At 63.0% G+C, this 22153-nt stretch carries 19 protein-coding genes; 13 read left to right on the top strand and 6 right to left on the bottom strand.

Going from position 1 to position 22153, the window contains the following annotated elements; all coding sequences use genetic code 11:
• Window positions 1-59: 59 nt before the first annotated feature.
• Window positions 60-1592 carry a CYTH and CHAD domain-containing protein gene (locus AC6H0N_RS10215; protein WP_497574010.1) on the bottom strand — a complete coding sequence of 511 codons (1533 nt, stop codon included), beginning with the start codon at window positions 1590-1592 and terminating at the stop codon, window positions 60-62.
• Window positions 1582-4278, bottom strand: a complete 2697-nt coding sequence (gene glnE, locus AC6H0N_RS10210; protein ID WP_497574009.1) for a bifunctional [glutamate--ammonia ligase]-adenylyl-L-tyrosine phosphorylase/[glutamate--ammonia-ligase] adenylyltransferase — start codon at window positions 4276-4278, stop codon at window positions 1582-1584. The genes AC6H0N_RS10215 and glnE overlap by 11 nt, the downstream gene beginning before the upstream one ends.
• A 293-nt stretch (window positions 4279-4571) precedes the next feature.
• Here glnE and AC6H0N_RS10205 point away from each other — a divergent pair, with 293 nt between their 5' ends.
• From AC6H0N_RS10205 to AC6H0N_RS10190, 4 genes are all read left to right on the top strand, one after another.
• Window positions 4572-8336 (top strand): YhdP family protein, encoded by a 3765-nt coding sequence (locus AC6H0N_RS10205; protein WP_497574008.1) that lies wholly within the window; start codon window positions 4572-4574, stop codon window positions 8334-8336.
• Complete coding sequence (locus tag AC6H0N_RS10200) at window positions 8333-9160, top strand: carbon-nitrogen hydrolase family protein (RefSeq protein ID WP_497574007.1); 828 nt, start codon at window positions 8333-8335, stop codon at window positions 9158-9160. Before AC6H0N_RS10205 ends, AC6H0N_RS10200 begins: the two co-directional genes overlap by 4 nt.
• A 64-nt stretch (window positions 9161-9224) precedes the next feature.
• Entirely contained in the window at window positions 9225-10670 is a 1446-nt protein-coding gene (gene tldD / locus AC6H0N_RS10195; protein ID WP_497574006.1) for a metalloprotease TldD, read from the top strand.
• Between the two features lie 259 nt (window positions 10671-10929).
• Complete coding sequence (locus AC6H0N_RS10190) at window positions 10930-11535, top strand: bactofilin family protein (RefSeq protein WP_497574005.1); 606 nt, start codon at window positions 10930-10932, stop codon at window positions 11533-11535.
• Here the strand turns inward: AC6H0N_RS10190 and AC6H0N_RS10185 are convergent, their stop codons facing one another.
• On the bottom strand, window positions 11536-12177 hold the full coding sequence (locus AC6H0N_RS10185; protein ID WP_497574004.1) for a transglycosylase SLT domain-containing protein: 642 nt from the start codon (window positions 12175-12177) through the stop codon (window positions 11536-11538).
• Between the two features lie 2 nt (window positions 12178-12179).
• Window positions 12180-13892, bottom strand: coding sequence for a proline--tRNA ligase (locus tag AC6H0N_RS10180; protein WP_497574003.1), 1713 nt, complete (start codon window positions 13890-13892; stop codon window positions 12180-12182).
• Between AC6H0N_RS10180 and AC6H0N_RS10175 the strand changes: the two genes are divergently transcribed.
• From AC6H0N_RS10175 to coq7, 4 genes are all read left to right on the top strand, one after another.
• Window positions 13870-14022: a hypothetical protein gene (locus AC6H0N_RS10175; RefSeq protein ID WP_497574002.1), complete on the top strand. Its 153-nt coding sequence runs from the start codon at window positions 13870-13872 to the stop codon at window positions 14020-14022. The two genes, AC6H0N_RS10180 and AC6H0N_RS10175, sit on opposite strands and share 23 nt — an antisense overlap.
• Before the next feature lie 19 nt (window positions 14023-14041).
• Window positions 14042-14572, top strand: coding sequence for an RNA pyrophosphohydrolase (locus tag AC6H0N_RS10170; protein ID WP_497574001.1), 531 nt, complete (start codon window positions 14042-14044; stop codon window positions 14570-14572).
• An 86-nt stretch (window positions 14573-14658) separates the two neighbouring features.
• Window positions 14659-15183, top strand: coding sequence for a CNP1-like family protein (locus tag AC6H0N_RS10165; protein ID WP_497574000.1), 525 nt, complete (start codon window positions 14659-14661; stop codon window positions 15181-15183).
• Window positions 15158-15811, top strand: a complete 654-nt coding sequence (coq7, locus tag AC6H0N_RS10160; RefSeq protein WP_497573999.1) for a 2-polyprenyl-3-methyl-6-methoxy-1,4-benzoquinone monooxygenase — start codon at window positions 15158-15160, stop codon at window positions 15809-15811. The genes AC6H0N_RS10165 and coq7 overlap by 26 nt, the downstream gene beginning before the upstream one ends.
• A 4-nt stretch (window positions 15812-15815) precedes the next feature.
• Here the strand turns inward: coq7 and AC6H0N_RS10155 are convergent, their stop codons facing one another.
• Window positions 15816-16235, bottom strand: coding sequence for an OsmC family protein (locus tag AC6H0N_RS10155; protein ID WP_497573998.1), 420 nt, complete (start codon window positions 16233-16235; stop codon window positions 15816-15818).
• A 417-nt stretch (window positions 16236-16652) separates the two neighbouring features.
• Between AC6H0N_RS10155 and rplM the strand changes: the two genes are divergently transcribed.
• The 4 genes from rplM (at window position 16653) to erpA (ending at window position 19078) form a co-directional block, all read left to right on the top strand.
• A complete protein-coding gene (gene rplM / locus AC6H0N_RS10150; protein ID WP_497573997.1) occupies window positions 16653-17081 on the top strand; it encodes a 50S ribosomal protein L13 in 429 nt (142 codons plus the stop codon).
• 13 nt (window positions 17082-17094) lie between these two features.
• Window positions 17095-17487: a 30S ribosomal protein S9 gene (rpsI, locus tag AC6H0N_RS10145; protein WP_497574588.1), complete on the top strand. Its 393-nt coding sequence runs from the start codon at window positions 17095-17097 to the stop codon at window positions 17485-17487.
• A gap of 92 nt (window positions 17488-17579) precedes the next feature.
• Window positions 17580-18608, top strand: coding sequence for an N-acetyl-gamma-glutamyl-phosphate reductase (gene argC, locus AC6H0N_RS10140; RefSeq protein ID WP_497573996.1), 1029 nt, complete (start codon window positions 17580-17582; stop codon window positions 18606-18608).
• Window positions 18609-18727: 119 nt separating this feature from the next.
• Window positions 18728-19078 (top strand): iron-sulfur cluster insertion protein ErpA, encoded by a 351-nt coding sequence (gene erpA, locus AC6H0N_RS10135; protein ID WP_497573995.1) that lies wholly within the window; start codon window positions 18728-18730, stop codon window positions 19076-19078.
• A 66-nt stretch (window positions 19079-19144) separates the two neighbouring features.
• On the opposite strand, the gene AC6H0N_RS10130 is transcribed toward erpA, so the two are convergent.
• Entirely contained in the window at window positions 19145-20503 is a 1359-nt protein-coding gene (locus AC6H0N_RS10130) for a peptidoglycan DD-metalloendopeptidase family protein (RefSeq protein WP_497573994.1), read from the bottom strand.
• Between the two features lie 91 nt (window positions 20504-20594).
• Between AC6H0N_RS10130 and tyrS the strand changes: the two genes are divergently transcribed.
• Window positions 20595-21794 (top strand): tyrosine--tRNA ligase, encoded by a 1200-nt coding sequence (tyrS, locus tag AC6H0N_RS10125; RefSeq protein ID WP_497573993.1) that lies wholly within the window; start codon window positions 20595-20597, stop codon window positions 21792-21794.
• The last annotated feature ends 359 nt before the right edge of the window (window positions 21795-22153 follow it).

Genomic DNA, 22153 nt, shown 5'->3' with positions numbered 1-22153 from the left:
CCGGTCGGTATCCGTTGTCGTCAAAGCGCGGATTCTCCGTACATGTCGTTGCAGGGATGTTACGTGGCGCGCCGTTGCGGCACGGCGTCCGCCCACGGTGCGGCGGCGCGGCGCAGCAGCGGTGTGGCGTTTCGCACGGCACGACGGGACAGCTTGGTGTGGCGAGGTCCGTGCCAGCCGCAGACGAAGGCCGCGGCTTCGCGCAGGGCGGGCTCATCGGTGCTCCACATGGCAAAGCGCGCGCGCGCGACGTCGACATCGTTGACGAAGCCCAGCGCGTCCTGCGTGCGGACGAGCTCCGCAAGGTAGCTGGCGCAGGACTTCTTTGGCAGCAGCGGGGCAAAGAACTCCACGCCATAGCGCAGCTGCTTGAAGGCAATGCGCAGCGCGTGCAGGTGCTCGGGCACCAGATCGCGCGCCCTGGCCAGCCGCCTCGCCGCGCGCTTGCGCAGCCGTTCGAGCTGCAGGGCGGCGAAGGTGCGCAGATCAACCGCGCCGATCAGGTCATTGCTGGGCAGATCGAGCAGGTCGCACATCAGGTCGATCAGCAAGCGGCCCTGTTCAGCCGGGTCGAGCGCCGCCTGAACGTGCTTGCTTGCAGTCGCATACTCGCTGGTCAGGCGCTGACGCAGCAGGCGCAGCATCGAGCTCTCTGCCTCGTTGGTGCCGCGTACGGGGGGCAGCAGTTCGTCGCTCAGGACGTCGAGATCGCGGGTATCGCCAAAACGATTGGCGTTGTGTTTGAGCTCGCGCGACCAGCGCGCTACGAAGTTGCCGGGCAGCGCCGACTCGAACAGGCCGAGAAGCGAGCGCAGGCGGCGTTGCGAAACGCGCAGCTGGTGCACGAAGTCGGCACCACCCCCTTGCGCCGCGCCGCTGGCGTTCGTCTGCCATTGGCGTATGCAGGCAAAGGCCAGCGTGCGGAAAGCCTCGACGGGGCTCATCTCTGGCGTGATGTCGGACGGTTGCGCACGCGCCGCCTTTGGCTGCAGCCCGAGATGCAGCCGGAAGCCGCGTTCCGCCTTGCTGATGTCGTCAGGCAGGAGCGGCAAGTCGCTGGCGAGTTGCCGCGCGAACAGCAGCAGGTCGCGCGGCGTGCCGCGTGCCAGTTCCAGCTCGAGTTCGCAGATGGGCAGGCTGTGTTCTCCGACCATGACCTTGCCGGAGTCGATCATGAGCAGGATGCGCGTGTCGGGGTTGGGTTCCCAGACGCGCGTTTCGCGCCGAAAGTGCGTGCTGAACACCGGTTGCAGGTCGCCGGCATGGCGTGCAAGCTGCTTGCGGATCAGCGCGTTGTCGATGGCCGAGAAGTCAAAGGAGCCGTCGTACGGCTGCTCCCACTCGGGGCGGCTGGATAGCCCGCCAGTGGATACCGCGGCGGCCTTTACCGTTTGCAGCCAGCGCCGGCCGGCCTTGCGGGTGCGCAGCGCAATGCGTTGTTTTTTCAGGCCCAGGTCAGGCGTATCGAAATAAACGTTGTCGAGGGTCATCGCGCGCCCGAGTTGCGGGCAGGCGGCGATCAGCGGGTGACGGCGCAGTTGCGGCAGGGCACGCTGCGGTATCGCCAGTTTGAGTTCGATCTCATTCGGCATGGGGTTCGCTCCGCGACGATTCGTCGCCGAAGATGATTTTCCACAGGGCCAGTACCGGTGCGCGCGCGTCAGCGACGTCAGCCATCTTGGCGCGCGAGTGCTGGTCATTGAGGCGTTGGCGGTGTTGCAGGCGGCGCAGCAGACGGTAGCTGTCGCTGCACTGCTCGGCCAGTTCCGACGGGATCAGACCGAGTTCGCCGCACATGCGCAGCAGCGCGATGTTGCCTAGGTTGCGGGCGAGCTCGGGGTGCTGGTGGGCATGGCCCAGCACCAGATACTGGATCATGAATTCCACGTCGACGAGGCCGCCGGCGTCGTGCTTGAGCTCGAAATCCTCGCCCTTGCCGGAATGCGCGTCGCGCATCTTGCGGCGCATCGTCAGGACTTCGTCGCGCAGTTTGGTGAGCTCGCGTGGCTGGCGCAACACCTCGCAGCGGATCTGTTCGAAGGCTTCGCCGACGCGTTTGTCGCCGGCGGAAAAACGCGCTCGGGTGAGCGCTTGATGTTCCCACGGCCAGGCCGATTCGAGCTGGTATTTGCGGAAGGCCTCGATCGAGGTCACCAGCAGGCCGGCGTCGCCGTTGGGGCGCAGGCGCAGATCGGTTTCGAACAGGATGCCGGCGGCAGTGCGCGTCGATAGCCAGGTGTTCACGCGCTGGGCGAAACGCGAATACACCTCCATGGCCTCGGGCGCGTCGTCGTCGAACAGGAACACGATGTCGAGGTCCGAGGCATAGCCCAGTTCCTTGCCGCCGAGCTTGCCGTAGGCGATGACAGCAAAGGCTGGGTCGTCACGGTGGCGCGTGCGGATCTTGCGCCACACCAGTGGCAGGCTGAGCTCCAGGATCAGGTCGGCCAGCGCCGAGAGGTGATCCGCCAGGCGCTCGACGGTGAGCTTGCCGGCGATGTCGCGGGTGAGCAGCCGGAACACCTGGGCGTGATGGTGTTCGCGCATCATGTCCATCTGATGTTCCATGTCCGGTTCGATGGCGTCGAGCGCGGTGCCCAGTTCGGCCGTGAAATCCGGCCAGTCGGGCTCCTCGTCGAGGTGGCGGTCATCGAGCAGTTCGTCGAGCAGGATGGGGTGGCGCGTGAGGTAGTCGCTGGCCCAGCTTGACGCGCTCATCAGGTCGGCAACGCGCTTGAGGGCGTGAGGGTATTGCTGCAGCAGCGCCAGATAGGCGCCGCGACGGCTGATGGTTTCGAGCAGCTTGAGGCAGCGCGTCAGCGTCTGATCGGGTAGCGCAGTGCCGGCGGCCATTTCGACGATGCGCGGCACCAGGGCGTCGAGACGGCAGCGGATATCGCTCGGCAACTGCTGATAGCGCGGGCTGTCGTGGATCTCGGCAAGCTTGTGAGCGACGGCTTGCGGGTCGGCATAACCGAGCTGGGCGATCACCGGATCGAAGGCGTCTTCGCGTCCCGAGGCCCAGACCTCGCCGAGTTCGTCTTTCTCTTGACGGTCGGTGGGGTCGCTGAACACCTCGTCGAAGTGACGGCTGACGACGCGCCGGTGTGCGTCCAGTTGCGCCATCAGCGCGGCGACCGATTCGAAATTCATCGCGCGCGCGATGATCTCCATATCTGCGGCGGACTCCGGCAGATCGTGCGTCTGTGCGTCATCGAGATACTGCAAGCGGTGCTCGAGCCGGCGCAGGAAATCGTAGGCCTGCGACAGCTCGTCGACGGTGGCCTGGGCAAGAATGTTGCGCTCGGCCAGACGCTCGAGCACCCGCAGCGTCGGGCGGATCTGCAGGGCGCGGTCGCGTCCGCCGCGGATGAGCTGGAACACCTGTGCGATGAACTCGATCTCGCGGATGCCGCCCGGCCCGATCTTGACGTTGTTGGCACGGTCGCGCCGCGTGACTTCGCGGCGGATCTGCGCATGCAGGTTGCGCATGGCGTTGAATGAGCCGTAATCGAGGTACTTGCGGAACACGAAGGGGCGGGCGACGCCGTCGAGTTCGAGGAAACGCTCGCCATTGAGCGCGCGCGCCTTGATCCACGCATAACGCTCCCATTCGCGGCCCTGGGTGATGAAATAGTTTTCCAGCGCGTCGAAGGAGCACACCAGCGCGCCGGAATCGCCGTTCGGGCGCAGCCGCATGTCGACGCGGAACACCTGTCCGTGTTCGGTGACATCGGCAAGGGTCTTGATGATGCGTTTGCCCAGCCGCTCGAAGAACTCGAAGTTGCTGATGACTTTGGTGCCGCCGGTGTCGCCGTCTTCCGGATAGACAAAGATCAGGTCGATGTCGGACGAGACGTTGAGCTCGCGCCCGCCGAGCTTGCCCATGCCGATGATGATGAGTTCCTGCTCCCACCCCACCGACGACAGTGGGCGGCCGTGACGGGCAATCAGGGCTTCAAGGTGTACTTCGTGGCTGATCTGGATGGCGATTTCCGCCAGCGTGGTCATGGTTTCGGTGACTTCAGCCAGATCCGCCAGCCCGTTCAGGTCGCGCACGGCGAGATGGCCGAGCACCCACGTGCGCAGTCGCCGCAAGGCGCTTGGCAGGGCGTCTTCGCTGCGCGCCTCGTCACCAAGAAATGCGCGCATCGCGTCGGCATCCAGGGCGGCGCCGGCCGAGGTGTTCAGGCTGTCGCGCAGCCACGCTCGGCTGTCGAGCATGCGGGCGAGGTAACGCGACAGTCCGGCGGCGTGGGCGATGTGGGCATCGTGCATGGGTGAATCCTGCGTTGTGGAGCCTGGGCAGCGGTCATGATGAAGGCAGGCGGTCGCGCCGACAAGCGCGTCCCGACAGGCTTTCGCGCACTTGCGGCAAGTCACGCTGCTAGAATGGCGCACGCCTGAGCAGGGCCGCTTCCGGTGCTGCGCAGCGGCGCAGCCAATGCTGTTTAAATTTTTGCGTTGGCCGGACCGTGCCAGTTCATTCGACCATGACCGATCGCCCTCCTGACCCTGCCTCCACCGATGTCGCTGTCCCGGCCCCTGGCCGCGGTGGGCGTAGTGTCGCGATGCGTTGGTTGCTGCGCTTGGTGGTGCTTGCGTTCTTTGCCGTGGGCTTTGCCTTGCTGGCCGTGCGCGAGCTGGTCTTGCCGCATATTGACGAGCATCGCGAATGGATCGCCCAGCGGCTGTCCGAGGCCGTCGGGGTGGAGGTTCGTATCGGCCAACTCCGCGCCGATCTGCCCGGGCCGGCTTTGCGTCTGCACGCCAGTGCAATCGAGATCGGTTCAGGCGAGTCAGCACTGCGGCTGGAGCAGGTGGAGGCTGATCTGGGCTGGTCGTCCTTGCTTACGGGCAGGCCGTACTTCCGCCGTCTGGCCCTGATCGGCCCGGAACTCACGGTGCTGCGTGAGCCCGACGGCAACATCCACGTCGCCGGATTCGAGCTCGGCGACGGCGCGGGCGGCGGCGGGCTGGCCGCCTGGCTGTTCGCCCAGGGCGAGATCGCCGTCCTGAATGCCCGCCTGTTCTGGGACGATCGCCAACGTGGCGCGCCCCTGCTGAGCCTGGAAGACTTTGATTTGCGCATTGAGCGCACCGCGGGCCGCTACCGTTTCGGCCTGCAGGCGCGCCCTGACGCCGCATTGGCCAGTCGCATCGATGTGCGTGGCGACCTGGTGTCCGACCAGCCGGCGGATGTCAGCCGTTGGGAGGGGCAGGTCTATGTGCGGCTCATCGGCGCGCAGCTCGAGGGCCTGAAGCCGTGGGTCGATTATCCGCTGCCCTTGTCGGGCGCCGGCGATGTCGAGGCCTGGATGTCGATTGCGGGCGGCGCCTTGGGCTCGGCGAACGTCGACTTTTCCCTGGTCGATTTCGCCATGCAGCTCAGCGACGAACTGCCGCAGATCACGGCGCACAGCGCCCGCGGCCGACTCACCGGCACCCGCAATGCAGAGGGGCAGACGCTGAGTTTGCGTGGTTTCGAGCTGGAGACCGGCGACGGACTGCGCATCGGCCCGACCGACATGGAGTTGCATCTGGCTTCGTCGGGGGGTGGATCGCTGCAGGCGAGCAGTGCCGATCTGGGCGTTGTCGTGCAGTTGTCCGCGCATCTGCCGATGTCGCAGGACATGCGTCAGGACATCGCCGCGCACGATCCGCGCGGACGGGTCGAAGACCTGCGCCTCGATTGGGTCACTGATTCCGGCCAAGCTGCCCTGACGCGTCTGGAAGCGCGTTTCAGTGATCTGGCGTTGCAACCGACCGATGCGCTGCCCGGCGGCGAAGGCCTCAGCGGCGAGGTGCGCGGCGACGGGAAGCAGGGCCGTTTCGTGCTGGCAAGCCGCGCAGCGGTGCTGGATATTCCTCAGGTTTTTTCGGAATCTCGACTGGAGTTTGATCGCCTTGATGCCGAAGGCGGCTGGAGCCAGGGTGCGCAGGGACTTGAAGTGCGCCTGGAGCGCGGTGCCTTCGAGAATGCGGATGTCACCGGGCAGGTGAGCGGTGTTTATCGGCCGGGCGTTGGTGAGCATGGTGAGGTCGACATCGCCGCGCGTTTGACACGCGCCGAGGGGCCGAGCGTGTGGCGCTACGTGCCGGACTACGTTGGCGAGTACACGCGCCGCTGGCTGCAAAGCTCGATCCGCGAAGCGCATGTGGATGACGCGCGCTTGAGTTTGCGCGGCGGCCTGGCGGACTTCCCCTTCGAGGATGGCTCGGGCGAGTTTGTAGTGACCGTCAACCTGCGCGACGGTTTGCTCGAATACGCCCCCGGCTGGCCGGCGATCGAAGGCATTGCTGCAACGCTGCGTTTCGAAGGGGCTGGAGCACGCATCTCGGCCACCGCCGGCAGCATTCTGGGGGTGCAGTTGCACGACGTGGTCGCGGACCTGCCCGATCTCGACATGCGGCGCCGCCAGCCAATGACCATACGCGGCGTCGCGCGCGGTGCCACCGCCGATTTCCTGCGCTTTGTTTCGGCCAGCCCGGTGCGTGAAAGCGTCAATGGCTTCACCGACGACATGACGGCTGATGGCGATGGCGAGTTGGAACTGACCCTGACCATGCCCTTGCACGACGTTGATGCAACGGCGGTGGAGGGCAGTTTTCGCTTTTCCGGAAACCGCATCGGCGTGGCCGACTGGCTGCCACCGGTCGAGAACGCCAGCGGCCGTGTGCAGTTTACCGAGAGCAGCTTCGGCATCGAGGAGGCCCGCGGTCAGGCCTTCGGTCGGCCCGTCCAGATCGCGGCGCGCACGGTTGCGCCGGGACAGGTGCGCTTCAAGGTCGACGGCGGTGTGTCGTCCCGCGCCCTGGGCGCGCTGTACGGCTGGCCGGCGTTGTCGCATTTGTCCGGCACCACTGGTTGGCAGGCGGAGGTGGCGGTGGGCGACGGCAAGACCCGGGTGGACGTGCGCTCGGATCTCGCCGGGATTTCGTCGAGCCTGCCGCACCCGTTCAACAAGCGCGCGAGCGAGGCATGGCCCGTCAAGGTCGAGGTGGGTTTCGCCGGGGAAACGCGCGATTTCGTCGGAAGTGTCGGCGACCGGCTGGCGTTTTCGATTTCGGGCCAGGGGGCGGACGAGCGGTTTCGTATCTCGCGTGGCGGGATCGCGGCGCGGGCGCCGTTGGACGTTCCACAGCGCGGCTTGTCGCTGGCGATGACGCTCGATGAACTCGATCTCGACGCTTGGCGTACGTTGCAGGAAGGCACAGCGGTCAGCGAAGCGCTGCCGTGGGCAAACGTCGACGTGGAGGTGGCCCGTCTGCGGGCCTTCGGCTATGAATTCACGGAATTTGAGTTGTCTGCAAGTGCCAGCGAAGGCGCGTGGGGCGGGCGTGTAGCCAGTGACGTGATCGGTGGCGGCTTCGCCTGGCATGACGAGGGCAAGGGGACGCTTGCCCTGCGTCTGGATCACTTGCGGTTGGGACGCCGGGACGCCGTCGAGACCGACCTGGTCAAGCTGTTGCGCGAAGAGGCCGCGCAGACCTCGCTGCCTAACATGGACGTGATTGCCGAACGCTTTTACCTCGGCGAGCGGTCTCTCGGGCGGCTTGATCTGCAAGCGCGCAATGAGGGCGGCGAGTGGCTGATCGACTCGGCCTCGATCGAAAGTGGTGATGCTCATCTCGTGGCCCGCGGCCGCTGGTTGCCGGGTGAAACGCCGACCACGCAGCTTGCGCTACGGCTCGAAAGCCCCGATCTCGGTGCGTTTCTGGGACGCATGGGGTATCCCGACATGGTGCGCGGGGGCACGGCGCTGCTCAGCGGTGATCTGGAGTGGCAGGGCGTGCCGACCCGCATCGACTACCCCAGCCTCAACGGCGCCTTCCGTGTAGATGCGCGGAAGGGCCGGTTTGCCCAGCTGGAACCCGGCGTTGGCCGCCTGCTCGGGGTGCTCAGCCTGCAGGCCTTGCCGCGTCGTCTGGTGCTTGATTTCCGTGACGTCTTCAGCGAAGGCTTTGCATTTGACCGGATCGGCGGCAACGTGAGCCTGCGCTCCGGCATCCTCAATTCGGAAGATTTCGAGATCGCCGGTCCGGCCGCCCGGGTTTGGATTGCCGGCACCGCTGACGTGATGAGCGAAACGCAGGATCTGAAAGTCGTCGTCCAGCCGACCCTGACCGATTCCGTGGCCATCGGGGCTGCCGCAGGAATGGTCAACCCGGTGGCCGGGCTGGTGGCGTATCTCGCCCAGAAGATCATGAACGACCCCATCGAACGGATGTTTGCCTACGGTTATGCGATCACCGGCAAATGGGATGATCCCCAGATTGTCGAGCTACCGGTGGGCAAGGGCCGGAGAGAACCGGAAGGGAAATCTGCCCAATGAGTCTGCCTGCGCCACTTCGCGTTGCTGCCTTGCAAACCGTTTCCGGTCCGGACGTCGATTCGAATCTGGAGCAGGTCGCGGCGCTCATTGAGCAGGCCGTGGGGCAGGGCGCGCAGGTGCTTGCGCTGCCCGAGTATTTCGCGCTGCTGTCGTCTGATGAACTGGCGAAAGTACGGGCCTGCGAGCGCCCGGGCGATGGCCCGATCCAGCGCTTTCTCGCTTCTGCCGCCTTGCGTCACGGAGTGTGGATTGTCGGTGGCACCATGCCGCTGACAGCCAGCGTGCCGGGCAAGGTGCGCAACAGCGTGCTGGTGTTCGATGCGCAGGGCCGGCAGGCTGCGCGCTACGACAAGATCCACCTGTTCGGTTTCGACAACGGTGGTGAGCGCTACGACGAGTCGCGTACCATCGAGCCAGGCGCGCACCCGGTGGCGCTGGAATCGCCGCATGGTCGCATGGGCCTTTCGGTGTGTTACGACCTGCGCTTTCCGGAGCTGTATCGTGCGCTGGGGCTGCCCGACATGATCTTCGTGCCGTCGGCCTTCACGGCAACGACGGGGCGAGCACACTGGGAAATCTTGCTGCGCGCGCGGGCAATCGAGAACCAGTGTTACGTCATCGCGCCGGCCCAGGGCGGCGAACATCCGGGCGGTCGGCGAACCTGGGGGCACACGATGATCATCGATCCATGGGGCGAAGTCCTGGCCTGCCGGGCCGAAGACGGCGCCGGGGTGGTCGTCGCCGACCTCCACCCGCAACGTCTGGCTACCGTGCGTCAGCAGCTACCCGCGCTGGCGCATCGCCGGATCGGTGCGGGAAACTGATACGACGGGATCGATCGCGCCACGCAGCGGTCCACTGCCGAAGCATTCACTACACGGAACAGACATGAATATCGCCACTCCTGCCCTTGCGGTCGCCGAACAGTACCTTCTCGCACCCTATGGTCTCGTCGATGGCGACATCGAGCGGGTGCTGGGCAAGCTGATGGGGCATCGGCTGGACTACGCCGACCTGTATTTCCAATATCACCGTGCCGAGAGCTGGAGCCTGGAAGAGGGCATCGTCAAATCGGGCAGTTTCGACATCGAGCAGGGCGTGGGGGTGCGCGCGATCAGCGGCGAGAAAACCGCCTTCGCCTATTCCGACGATATCTCGATGCCCGCGCTGGATGCGGCAGCCAATGCCACGCGGGCGATTGCCGACGCTGGCGAGGAGCGACGTATTGCGGTCGGTCGCGCAGCGGCACGCCCGCCGCTGTATCGCGGTGACGACCCTCTGGCTTCGCTGGGCGATACCGACAAGGTGCGCCTGTTGGAGCGGCTGGAGGGTTTCGCGCGGGCCGAGGATGCGCGCGTGACCCAGGTCATGGCCCATGTTGCGGGCTCGTGGGAAGTGGTCATGGTGGCGCGCAGCGACGGCCACATGGCGGCCGACGTGCGCCCGCTGGTGCGTGTTTCGCTGTCGGTCATCATGGAAGACGGCACGCGCCGCGAACAAGGCAGTGCCGGTGGCGGTGGGCGCTTTGACTACGCCTATTTCAGCGACGAGCGCTTGTGCGAATACGCCCGCGCGGCGGTGCATCAGGCGCGCACCAACCTGGATGCCGTGGCCGCCCCGGCCGGCACCATGACGGTCGTGCTGGGCTCCGGCTGGCCCGGAATCCTGTTGCACGAAGCCATTGGCCACGGGCTGGAGGGCGACTTCAACCGCAAGGGTAGTTCGGCCTTCTCGGGTCGCATGGGGCAGCAAGTGGCTTCACGTGGCGTCACCGTGGTGGACGACGGAACCCTGGCCGATCGCCGCGGTTCGCTCACCGTGGATGACGAGGGCAATCCGACTAATCGCACGGTGCTGATCGAGGATGGCATCCTCACCGGCTACATGCAGGACATGCTGAATGCGCGCCTGATGGGCGTGGCGCCAACCGGCAACGGCCGGCGCGAGTCCTATGCGCATCTGCCGATGCCGCGCATGACGAATACCTACATGCTGGGCGGCGACAAGCATCCTGAGGAAATCCTGCGTTCGGTCAAGAAGGGTCTGTACGCGGCGAACTTCGGTGGCGGTCAGGTCGATATCACCTCCGGGAAGTTCGTGTTCTCGGCGTCCGAGGCCTATCTGATCGAAGACGGCAAGGTGACACGTCCTGTGAAAGGCGCGACGCTGATCGGCAATGGCCCGGACGCGCTGACGCGCGTATCGATGATCGGCAACGATATGGCGCTCGATCCCGGCGTCGGCACATGCGGCAAGGATGGGCAGAGCGTACCTGTGGGGGTTGGTCAGCCGACGCTGCGCATCGACGGCCTGACGGTGGGCGGTACGGCTTGACGCACCGACTCCGGGTCACTCGACAGGCGATGTAAGGCGATGTTTGTAAGCGTCAGGCCAATGTCCTGATCGCGGCCCCGTCGGATCTCTTCCCTCCGGTGGAATCCGGCGTGGTTACGGCGTGTCAGACCGTGCAGGCCCACTCCGCGACTGGCTCAGCACGAGCCCAGGTACTTACCACCTTGAAACAAGTCATGGCGTCCGCGGCCTAGGGCGGCCTCTAGACTGCGTTCTTTGTAACCGCAGCCAGGAGTTCGCCATGTTCAACAAGCCCAATCTGTTTCCCAAGGCCGCAGAGAACGCAGCCAGCCGCAGCGCTGGACAGCGCAGCCCGGCGACGCCGTCGGCACAAGAGGCTTCGACGCAGCGTCGCCCGGCTGCAGGCGTTGCAAGTGCTGCGCCGAGCGCACCGCCGGCAGCCGCCGCGGCAGGGGAGGCTTCCGGGCGTGTACGTGATGACGGGGGCAAGCGCGATAGTCGCTTGATCGTCGGCCCGGACGTCAAACTCAAGGGCGCACAGATCCTCGACTGCGACACGCTGGTGGTGGAAGGGCGAGTCGACGCCACCATGGACAGCCGTGTGCTGCGCATCTCAGAGGGCGGCGCCTTTGAAGGCAAGGTCGGCGTGGACCTGGCGGAAATTCACGGTCGCTTCGACGGCGAGTTGACCGTGCGCGAACAGCTTGTGATCCACGCCAGCGGGCGCGTCAGCGGCAAGATCCGTTACGGCTCGATCTTCATCGAAGAAGGTGGCCAGATCTGCGGCGACATCATGGCCGCCGAGGCTGAGAAGGATGCTGCGCGAGGTGCCGAGCGCGGCGCTGCGCGTGAGGATGCGCAGGAAAGCGAAGCGCTGGCGGTCTGATCAGGGATTGGCCGCAACGCGTGCCGGTTGTTGTACGGGCGCGCTCGCGAACGACCATGCGCCTTCCCAGGCGTTGCGCACCTTGTTGGGATAGACGGCCTTGCCGAGGCTGCCGTTGTAGCGTCCCAGTGCGCGAAACAGGTCGCCCTTTTCGATGTCGAGGTAGTGCCTGAGGATGGTGCAGCCGTAACGCAGGTTCGTGCGACGGTGGAACAGGTTGTCGGCCGGGCGACCGATGACGTCGATCCAGAACGGCATGATCTGCATGTAGCCCTTCGCCCCGGCAGAGGAAACGGCGTATTTGCGAAAGCCGCTCTCGATCTGGATCAGGCCGAGCACGAGCTGAGGGTCGAGCCCTGCGCGGGTGGCCTCGTAATGCACGGTGTCGAGCAGGTCGAGGCGATCCGCTTCGTCCGGTAACCAGCGCTTCAGGCGCTGAGCCATCTCGGCACGCCAGGCTTGGTACTGCTGGTCCTCGCGCACGAGTAAAGGCGGCTGGTCGCTGATCGAGGCGTGCAGCGCAGCCCGCACGCTCTCGGACATCGGCTCGTACATCTGTGGCCCTGCCAGCGAGGACTGACCAGACCCCAGCAGCGCTGCAGCGCTGAGGGTCAGGACGGTTCGGCGGGCGAGGCGGCGCATGGTCAGTTGGCCTCGCGCAGGCAGGCCAGCACTTCGGCCGGTGCGACACGTCGGGCTTCGGCTTCACGACGGCCCTGGACTTCAACTACGCCTTCCTTCAGCCCGCGATCACCGACCACGACGCGCTGCGGCACACCGATCAGTTCCCAGTCGGCAAACATCGCGCCGGGGCGCTCGCCGCGGTCGTCGAGAATGACATCCACGCCGGCAGCAAGCAGCTCTTCGTAGAGCCGCGTTGCGGTTTCGCGCACGGCATCGGATTTGTCGAAGCCAACCGGGCAGATCACCACTTCGAACGGGGCGATGGCCGCAGGCCAGATGATGCCGCGCTCGTCATGGTTCTGTTCGATTGCGGCGCCAAGAATGCGCGAAACACCGATGCCGTAGCAGCCCATCTCCATGACCTGCTCGCGACCGCCTTCATCGACGAATTTGCAGTCAAGCGCGGCTGCGTACTTGCTGCGCAGCTGGAAGATATGGCCGACTTCAATGCCACGGCAGATCGCGAGCTGTCCTTTGCCATCGGGTGATGGGTCGCCGGCCACCACATTGCGCAGGTCGGCGACTTCCGGTTCGGCAAAATCGCGGCCGATATTGGCGCCGGTGTAGTGCCAGTCGTCCTGGTTGGCACCGACGACGAAGTCGGCCATCGCCGCGACGCTGCGATCCATTACCACGCGCCCCTTGAAGCCGACCGGGCCGAGTGAGCCAGGGGCTGCACCAAAGGCGGCCTGGATAGCCTCGGCGCTGGCGAACACCAGCGGGTCAGCAATGCCGTCCAGTTTCTGCGCCTTGATCTCGTTGAGCTCATGGTCACCACGCACCAGCAACAGCGCCGGGGCGCGACCGGCGTCGTCGTCACTTTCGACGACGATTGCCTTGACGGTATTTTCGGCGGGGATATTGAGGAAGCCAGCCAGGTCGGCGATGGTCTTGATGCCGGGAGTATGCACCTTCTTCAGGCCCGTGCCCGGAGCCGGGCGCGCGCTGGTCGGTGCCAGTGCTTCGGCCAGCTCGACGTTGGCGGCGTAGTCGGAATCGGGGTTGTAGGCGATGTCGTCTTCGCCGGTTTCTGCGATGACGTGAAATTCGTGCGAGCCGGTGCCGCCGATCGAGCCGGTGTCGGCCGCTACCGCGCGGAACTGCAGACCGATGCGCGAGAAGATGCGGTGATAGGTGTCGTACATGTTGCCGTACTCGCGCACCAGGTCGTCGTAACTGGCGTGGAAGGAATAGCCGTCCTTCATCAGGAACTCGCGCCCGCGCATGACGCCGAAGCGCGGACGAATCTCGTCACGGAACTTGGTCTGGATCTGATAGAAGTGGCGCGGCAGCTGGCGGTAACTCTTGAGCTCGCGGCGTGCCATGTCGGTAATCACTTCCTCATGCGTCGGGCCGACGACAAAGTCGCGGTCATGGCGATCCTTGAAACGTAGCAGTTCAGGGCCGTAATGCGCCCAGCGGCCGGACTCCTGCCACAACTCGGCCGGCTGCACGGCGGGCATCAACACTTCGATGGCGCCCGCGCCATTCATCTCGTCGCGCACGATGTTCTCGACCTTGCGCAGGCAACGCAGCCCCATCGGCATCCAGGTGTAGATGCCTGCTGCGACCTTGCGGATCAGGCCGGCGCGCAGCATCAGTTTGTGGCTGGCGACTTCGGCGTCCGAAGGGGCTTCCTTGAGGGTGGAGATGAAGAACCTGCTGGCGAACATCGTGGGCTTCCGGGAAAAGTGGTTGTGTAAATCGTGGGCATTCTATCAGCGGGCCGCCGGCAAGCGCCTTAACACAGCGGGTGCCGTGCTTTCCAAGCCCCCGCAAGTGTGGAAAAATCAACCCAACTGAACGAATCAAGGGTTCCGGCATGCTCGATCGTGAGGGCTATCGCCCAAACGTCGGCATCATCCTGGTCAACGGGCGCAACGAGGTTTTCTGGGGCAAGCGGATTCGCGAGCATTCCTGGCAGTTCCCGCAAGGTGGCATCAAGCACGGCGAAAGCCCGCAGCAGGCCATGTACCGGGAGTTGTTTGAGGAAGTCGGGCTCAAACCCGAACATGTGAAGATCCTCGGGCGCACGCGTGGCTGGTTGAGGTACGACGTCCCGAAAAACTGGATACGCCGTGAGTGGCGTAGTTCCTATCGTGGGCAGAAGCAGATCTGGTTCCTGCTGCGGCTGACTGGGCGCGACAGTGATGTTTCGCTGCGCGCCAGCAAACATCCGGAGTTCGATGCTTGGCGCTGGCATGAGTACTGGGTGCCGCTGAATACCGTCATCGAGTTCAAACGTCAGGTGTACCAACAGGCCTTGTCCGAGCTGTCGGCCATCCTGTTCCGGCCGGTCTTGCCGGAACTGCCACCGGAGTACAGGGATTTTGCGGTCGAACGCGAAACCTGAATCCATCAGGCGCCGGATCGGGTAGGGGCGGCAGAAGGGCGTGCGGACCCGGTCTGCCGTCGAGAGGGCGAACAGAGGATTAGTGGATGTTGAGCAGAGCAAAGTGTGGCTTTGCCGGTGTGTTGTTTGCAGCCGGCTTGCTGGCGCCGTTTTCGGCGTTGGCGCAGGGATTTCTGGTGGATCCGGATGAGAACTGGCAGGAGGCCGAGGTGCCGATGCCGCCCCCAGTGCAAACCGATCACTTGCGGGAGTTCGAGGTCAGCGCGGCTTCTTCCAACCGTTTCTTTGTCGATGAATCTTCGCTGGACGTTGGTCCTGACTATGTCGTGCGTTTCGTGATGCTCATCCGGGGCAGCGGCGGGGCGGAAATGGTGACCTACGAAGGCATTCGCTGCACCACCGCCGAATACAAGCTGTACGCTCACGGGCGCCCCGATGGCGAGTGGGTGCCGCCACGGCGCTCCGAGTGGAAGCCCTTGCGCTCAGCGCGCGCGTATCTTCCTCAGGCTGCGCTCGCCATAAACTACCTGTGTGACGGCGTTGCCCCGCCAGCTTCGCGCGACGCCGCCTTGCGTGGCCTGAGAAATGGCGTCGATCGGTGGCGAAGCTGACGTGATGAGCGTGGATAACTTCATCATCCATTTCGACAAGGTCTTGCGCACGCTTGGCGCGCCGGCCAGGACGGTTCGTCCGCTACCGGGGGCAGAGCTTCCAGACATCGAGATGTCGGCTCAGGAGCGTTCGCTGACCGCTGCGCTGATGCGTGTGAATCATTGCGGAGAGGTCTGCGCTCAGGCCTTGTACCAAGGGCAGGCCATTACGGCACGCGATCCGGCCATCTGTGCAGAGTTGGAGCGCGCGGCCGTAGAAGAGACCGAGCACCTCGCCTGGACCGAGCATCGTATCTCCGAGCTGGGAGGGCGCAAGAGTGCGCTCAATCCGCTGTGGTATGCAGGTTCGCTCGCCATGGGAATGCTTGCCGGCCGGGCAGGGGACCGATGGAATCTGGGTTTTTTGGCCGAAACCGAGCGCCAGGTTGAGGCGCACCTCAATGGGCATCTCGGTCGGGTCCGTCAGGATGACCGGCGGACCCGGGCAATCCTTGAGCAGATGTCCGAAGATGAAGTCAAGCACGCCCAAACCGCTACGCGTCTGGGGGCGGCCGAGTTGCCGACTCCGGTAAAGACCGGGATGCGCTGGATGGGCCGGCTGATGACCACGCTGGCCCATCGCATTTAGTTCGTCAGTCTGCTTCGACGATTTCCCAAGTGTGCTCGATGCTCGCGGTCTTTCCGAGCATCACGGATGCTGAGCAGTACTTCTCGGCAGACAAGTGTACGGCGCGTTCTACTGCCTCTGGCTTGAGGTTCTTGCCGGTGACGGTGAAGTGGAAGCCGATCCGGGTGAACACCTTGGGGTCGCTGTCGGCGCGTTCTGCAACCAGCTTTGCAGTGCAGCCGCGAATGTCGTGGCGCCCGCGGCGCAGAATCATAACTACGTCGAATGCACTGCAGCCGCCTGCACCGACCAGCATCATTTCCATCGGTCGCGGCGCCATATTGCGGCCGCCTGCATCTGGCGCCCCGTCCATCGTCACGAGGTGGCCGGAGCCGGTCTCTGCGACGAAGCTCGCGCCATCAAGCCATTTGATCGTGCACTCCATTCTTGAATCCTCTCGGGTTGTTCGCCCTGCAGGTGGGCTTTATAAGAGCACGATTCTAGCGGAAGCAGGGGGCGCGGCGGCCTGTTGTAGCAGGGCAAAGGGCATCAAATCCGCGATAAGAGTCTTTTATATTCGCATCAGAACATTTGTTGTGCATTGCACAAATTTTTCTTGCTACGTATCGGCTCAGCGGAGATAATTCTCCTCAGTGAGATCGGGCTTGCCCAATCTCGACCGATGTCTCCTCCACCCTCCTCCTTTGGTGTGGATTTACGCAGTCCGGTAAACTCCGGGCTGCGTTTTTTTTACCTACGGTCTGACGAAGGAGTGGTTTGACATCACGCTCCAGAGTCCTATATCATCCCGTGCTTTCCGTTTGATGGCCCTCGCGTGGCCGGACAAGAATCGAGGATTCAAATGAAAACGTTTTCTGCCAAGCCGCATGAGGTCAAGCGCGACTGGTTTGTTGTCGATGCGTCAGACAAGGTGCTTGGTCGTCTTGCGGCTGAAGTTGCTCGTCGCCTGCGCGGCAAACACAAGGCGATTTACACGCCTCACGTTGATACCGGTGACTTCATTGTCGTCGTCAACGTCGACAAGCTGCGCGTGACCGGCAACAAAGCCCAGGATAAGAAGTACTACCGTCACAGTGGCTTCCCGGGCGGTATTTACGAAACCACTTTTGCAAAGATGCAGCAGCGTTTTCCCGGCCGTGCGCTTGAGAAAGCTGTCAAGGGCATGCTGCCGAAGGGCCCGCTGGGCTACGCCATGCTGAAGAAGCTGAAGTGCTATGCCGGTGCCGAGCACCCGCATGCTGCGCAGCAGCCCAAAGTTCTCGAGATCTGACAGGAGCCCATCAATGGCTGTGAGCTACAATTACGGCACCGGTCGTCGCAAGACGGCGGTAGCACGTGTTTTCATGAAGCCGGGTTCCGGCAGCATCGTTGTCAACGGCAAGCCGGTTGACGAGTTCTTTTCGCGCGAAACGGGTCGTATGGTCGTTCGTCAGCCTCTGGTGCTGACCGACAACGCCACTCGTTTCGACATCATGGTGAACGTCACCGGTGGTGGTGAGTCGGGGCAGGCTGGCGCAGTCCGTCATGGCATTACCCGCGCGCTGATCGATTTCGACGTGGATTTGAAGCAGGTTCTGCGTAAAGCCGGTTTCGTAACGCGTGATGCCCGCGAAGTTGAGCGTAAGAAAGTCGGCTTCCGCAAGGCGCGTCGCCGCAAGCAGTTCTCCAAGCGCTGATCGCGTCTGGATGCTTGTCAAAGGCCGCCCATGGGCGGCCTTTGTCTTTTCAGGTTCGCGCATTACTCGCTCAGGCGAAGACAGGAGGAGCAATGATCAAGGTTGGAGTTGTCGGAGGTACGGGCTACACCGGTGTGGAGTTGCTCAGATTGCTGAGCATGCATCAAGGCGTTGAGCTCTCGGCGATTACGTCACGAGGCGAGGCGGGGATGCCGGTTGCCGACATGTTTCCGAGCTTGCGTGGGCGCGTGGGCCTGTCATTCGTGACGCCGCAGGAAGCCGGGCTTGACCAGTGCGATGTCGTGTTCTTCGCCACTCCCAACGGCATTGCAATGCAGCAGGCTGCAGAGTTGGTTGCTGCGGGTGTCCGAGTCATTGACCTTGCTGCTGACTTCCGTATTCGTGATGTGGCTGAGTGGCAGAAGTGGTATGGCATGGAGCATGTGTCGCCCGAGCTGGTGGCCGAGGCCGTTTATGGTCTGCCCGAAGTCAACCGTCAAGCCATCCGTACAGCGCGCGTTCTGGCGAATCCCGGGTGCTATCCAACTGCCGTTCAATTGGGTTTCCTCCCTCTGGTAGAGGCAGGCGCAGTCGAGCTCGGAAATCTGATTGCTGATTCAAAATCAGGGGTTTCCGGTGCAGGGCGGAAAGCTGAAGTACGCACCTTGTTTGCTGAGGCTGCCGACAACTTTCAGGCGTATGGCGTGTCGGGACATCGGCACCTGCCTGAAATCCGTCAGGGCCTGGGCAGTGTTGCTGGCTCTCCGGTCGGCCTGACGTTTGTGCCGCACCTCGTGCCAATGATCCGCGGTATTCATGCCACGCTTTACGGTCGTCTGACGCGCGACATCGACGTGCAAGCGCTTTTCGAAGCGCGCTTCAAGGACGAGCCGTTTGTCGATGTCATGCCGGCAGGGCGGCATCCGGAGACTCGTTCGGTGCGGGCGAGCAATATCTGCAGGATTGCGGTGCATAGACCGCAAGGCGGCGATACGGTCGTGGTTCTCTCGGTGATCGATAATCTTGTCAAAGGCGCCGCGGGGCAAGCCGTTCAGAACATGAACATCATGTTCGGCTTTGATGAGCGAAGCGGCCTGGAGGTGGTTCCCGTCAGCCCCTGACGAGCGTAAGCTTGACGCATTGCTGAGATGGCGTCGGAACTTGCCGTCGTGGTCCGCATCAAATGCACAAACAGAGCGTTTGCGAAGTTTCGCGGCGCCGTGGTTCCCCAGGAGAGAATATGAGTACGACAACCGACATGCAGGACCTGCTGGTATTTACCGACAGCGCAGCCAACAAGGTTCGAGAGTTGATTGACGAGGAAGGCAACCCGGATCTCAAGCTGAGAGTTTTTGTCTCCGGTGGTGGCTGCTCCGGATTCCAGTACGGCTTCACCTTCGACGAAGAAGTTGCGGAGGATGACACTGCGCTGGAGAAGAACGGGGTGACATTGCTAATCGACTCGATGAGCTATCAGTACCTGTCTGGCGCCGAAATCGATTACTCGGAAGGCCTGGAAGGTGCCCAGTTCGTGATTCGCAACCCGAATGCGACGAGTACCTGCGGCTGTGGCTCTTCGTTCTCGGTTTGATTGGCAGGACGCAGCGCAAAAAAAAGAGGGCTTAGGCCCTCTTTTTTTGCGTGCTCTCTTTGGCGGTCAGCGTGCGGTGTTCTCTGCAACGCGCGTCGGCTCGTGGTTGAGCAGATCAAGTCGCGCCATCATTGCTTCGGCTCCGCGTTTGAAGTTGGCCAACTCCTTCTTCTCGAGCGGCTTGACCGGGGGAAGGGCAACCTTCAGAGGATCGCGCGGCACGTTGTTGACGCGGATCTCGTAATGCAGGTGCGGGCCGGTGGCCCAACCGGTCATGCCAACATAGCCGATCATGTCGCCTTGCCGAACGCGCTGTCCGCTTTTCAGGCCGCGCGCAAAACCGTTGAGGTGCGCATAAAGGGTGGAGTAGCCGTCGCGATGTTCGACAATGATCGTTTTGCCGTAACCATTCTGGTTGCCGACAAAGCGAACCCGACCATCCGATGACGCCATGATCGGTGTGCCCGACGGTGCCGCAAAGTCGGTCCCGTTGTGGCTGCGCCAGCGCTTGTGAATGGGGTGCATGCGGCGCCCAAAATTCGAAGAGATACGCGTGAATTCAAGCGGATAACGCAGAAACGCCTGGTTCAAGCCCCGTCCGTCCGGAGTGTAATATGCCTCGTTGCCATCGGCCTCGCGATGCAGGATTACCCGGTGCGCCTTGCCTTGGTTCTTGAATTCGGCGGCAAGAATGCGCCCTGTGCGGATCGGAATCCCGTTGTCGTAAACTGTCTCGTAGACCACGCTGAACTGGTCGCCACTGCGGATGTCGCGGGAGAAGTCGATCTGCGTGCCGAAGATTTCGGCAAAGCGGCTTGCGACGCTGTCCGGTACACCAGCCGAGTCGGTGGCGCCGAAAAGCGAATGCGTAATCGTGGCGGAGCGCATTTCGACCAGCGTTTCGATTGCAAGCGCATCGCCGCCCGAAACTGCAAAGGCCTCGCCGTCACGTTTGACGATGAAGCGCTCGCTGCCGCGCGAGATGGGCATGTTCAGCGAGACGAGCTTGCCGCCCGGGGCAACCATGGCCACCAGCGATCGACCGGCACGCAGCTGCCGCAGCACGTCGCGCATTTCACTGTTGTTGTTCAGGAAGGCCCAGGCTTCACTGTCTTCGACCCCTAGGCGGCGGAAGATGGACTGCAGGGTGTCGCCGGGCTGAATTCGCTCATTGAAGACGTAGGGGAGGGTCGAGGCGAGTTCAATGGCTTCAATGCCGGGCGTGCCGAGTCGCTCGACAACGGTCTCCTGCTCAAACGGCGGCGCGCTGTTGCCCGGAGGGTCGGCGGTTGCGGCCACGACAGCAAGCGCAGAGGCTATGAAAAACGCGATTGAAAGCGGAATCCGCTTGGGTCTGCTGGGCAGTTGAGTTGATTCCGTTAGAATCCCGTTTTCTCTGAGCCGCATGAGAATCCTTTGAAGCAAAAAAATTTTGTGAATTCTAGCAAACGCGTAGGAAAAAGTACAAAGCAATCAAGTCGTTCGCGACGTTTCGGAAGGTAAATCGGAGATTTTCATGATCGATGTCGAAGCTTCGCTCGATTTCATCAAGCGTGGGGCCGAAGAATTGCTCGTCGAGAGCGAACTGATTGACAAGCTGAAGAGCGGCCGCCCGCTCCGGGTGAAGGCCGGTTTCGACCCCACTGCGCCGGATCTGCATCTCGGTCATACGGTGCTGATCAACAAGCTCCGGCACTTTCAGGAGCTTGGCCATCACGTCATGTTCCTGATCGGCGACTTCACCGGCATGATCGGTGACCCGTCGGGCAAGAACGCGACGCGCCCGCCGCTGTCGCGGGAGCAGATTGAGGCTAACGCCCGCACTTACTGCGATCAGGTCTTCAAGATTCTCGATCCGGATCGCACTGAGGTCTGCTTCAATTCCACATGGATGGAGCAGCTTGGCTCCGCCGGGATGATCCGTCTGGCCTCTCACTACTCAGTTGCCCGGATGCTGGAGCGGGATGATTTCTCGAAGCGCTACGCCGGCGGTCAATCAATCGCGATTCACGAGTTCCTGTACCCGCTGTGTCAGGGATATGACTCCGTCGCGATGAAGGCCGACGTCGAGTTGGGCGGCACCGACCAGAAGTTCAACCTCCTGGTCGGTCGGGAGCTGCAGCGCCACTACGGGGTCGTGCCGCAGTGCGTTCTGACGATGCCGCTGCTGGAAGGTCTCGATGGCGTGAACAAGATGTCGAAGTCCCTCGGCAACTACATCGGAATCGCTGAGCCTGCGCGGGAGATCTTCGGGAAATTGATGTCCATCTCGGACGATCTGATGTGGCGTTACTACGAGCTTTTGTCGTTCCGCTCCTCGGCGGAGATTGCTCGTTTGCGTGAAGAGGTTTCCGGCGGTCGTAATCCCCGCGACGTCAAGGTGCTACTTGCGCAGGAGATCGTCGAGCGTTTCCATGATCGCAGGGCTGCGGAGGAGGCGCTTGAAGAGTTTGATGCCCGTTTCCGCCGCGGAGCGTTGCCCGACGATATGCCGGAGCTCGTGTTGCAGGGGGAGGGCGGTGGTCTTGCCATCGTTCAGGTGCTGAAGCAGTCCGGGTTGACGGCCAGTACCTCCGAAGCCATTCGGATGATCGAGCAGGGGGGGGTGCGGCTGGATGGAGACAAGGTCGATGATCGCGGCCTGATGGTGGCGGTTGGCAGCAAGGTTGTTCTGCAGGTTGGGAAGCGTCGTTTTGCTGCCGTCGAAATTGTTTGAGCTTGGCCGCTTGACACCTTCGGTTTGGTCTATATACTGCGCCCCTCTTCGCCGCTGAAAGTGTTGTGTTTAGCGGAGTTGAGGGGTTTGAGGGGTTCTTCAGCGGGTTGTAGAAATTGTGCTGAGGGGCTTGACGAGGTGGGGTAGTTTGTACATAATCTCGCTTCTTCGCTGCCGGGTGGCAGCGGTTCTTTAAAAATTTGGACAATCGATAAGTGTGGGTGCTTGGTTGATTGTGGATCCACGGAGCCTTCGGGCTCCGAGAATCACAAAGATTGAGTGCTCATATGTCAGTTTTGACTTTGAGTGCTGTGGATTGAACTTAAGAGTTTGATCCTGGCTCAGATTGAACGCTGGCG

The sequence above is a fragment of the Pseudazoarcus sp. NS34 genome, from assembly GCF_059703725.1.
Note: the sequence above shows the minus strand (reverse complement) of the source record. Positions and strands in the feature narration are given on the sequence as shown.

Bases quoted from the DNA above. Each gene is read 5' to 3' on its own strand.
- rplM (WP_497573997.1), top strand. From the start codon at position 16,653: ATGAAAACGTTTTCTGCCAAGCCGCATGAGGTCAAGCGCGACTGGTTT.
- AC6H0N_RS10180 (WP_497574003.1), bottom strand. From the start codon at position 13,892: ATGTTCGCCAGCAGGTTCTTCATCTCCACCCTCAAGGAAGCCCCTTCG.
- rpsI (WP_497574588.1), top strand. From the start codon at position 17,095: ATGGCTGTGAGCTACAATTACGGCACCGGTCGTCGCAAGACGGCGGTA.
- argC (WP_497573996.1), top strand. From the start codon at position 17,580: ATGATCAAGGTTGGAGTTGTCGGAGGTACGGGCTACACCGGTGTGGAG.
- tldD (WP_497574006.1), top strand. From the start codon at position 9,225: ATGAATATCGCCACTCCTGCCCTTGCGGTCGCCGAACAGTACCTTCTC.
- AC6H0N_RS10200 (WP_497574007.1), top strand. From the start codon at position 8,333: ATGAGTCTGCCTGCGCCACTTCGCGTTGCTGCCTTGCAAACCGTTTCC.
- AC6H0N_RS10175 (WP_497574002.1), top strand. From the start codon at position 13,870: ATGAAGAACCTGCTGGCGAACATCGTGGGCTTCCGGGAAAAGTGGTTG.
- erpA (WP_497573995.1), top strand. From the start codon at position 18,728: ATGAGTACGACAACCGACATGCAGGACCTGCTGGTATTTACCGACAGC.
- AC6H0N_RS10190 (WP_497574005.1), top strand. From the start codon at position 10,930: ATGTTCAACAAGCCCAATCTGTTTCCCAAGGCCGCAGAGAACGCAGCC.
- AC6H0N_RS10165 (WP_497574000.1), top strand. From the start codon at position 14,659: ATGTTGAGCAGAGCAAAGTGTGGCTTTGCCGGTGTGTTGTTTGCAGCC.
- AC6H0N_RS10185 (WP_497574004.1), bottom strand. From the start codon at position 12,177: ATGCGCCGCCTCGCCCGCCGAACCGTCCTGACCCTCAGCGCTGCAGCG.
- AC6H0N_RS10155 (WP_497573998.1), bottom strand. From the start codon at position 16,235: ATGGAGTGCACGATCAAATGGCTTGATGGCGCGAGCTTCGTCGCAGAG.
- glnE (WP_497574009.1), bottom strand. From the start codon at position 4,278: ATGCACGATGCCCACATCGCCCACGCCGCCGGACTGTCGCGTTACCTC.
- tyrS (WP_497573993.1), top strand. From the start codon at position 20,595: ATGATCGATGTCGAAGCTTCGCTCGATTTCATCAAGCGTGGGGCCGAA.
- coq7 (WP_497573999.1), top strand. From the start codon at position 15,158: ATGGCGTCGATCGGTGGCGAAGCTGACGTGATGAGCGTGGATAACTTC.
- AC6H0N_RS10170 (WP_497574001.1), top strand. From the start codon at position 14,042: ATGCTCGATCGTGAGGGCTATCGCCCAAACGTCGGCATCATCCTGGTC.
- AC6H0N_RS10215 (WP_497574010.1), bottom strand. From the start codon at position 1,592: ATGCCGAATGAGATCGAACTCAAACTGGCGATACCGCAGCGTGCCCTG.
- AC6H0N_RS10205 (WP_497574008.1), top strand. From the start codon at position 4,572: ATGCGTTGGTTGCTGCGCTTGGTGGTGCTTGCGTTCTTTGCCGTGGGC.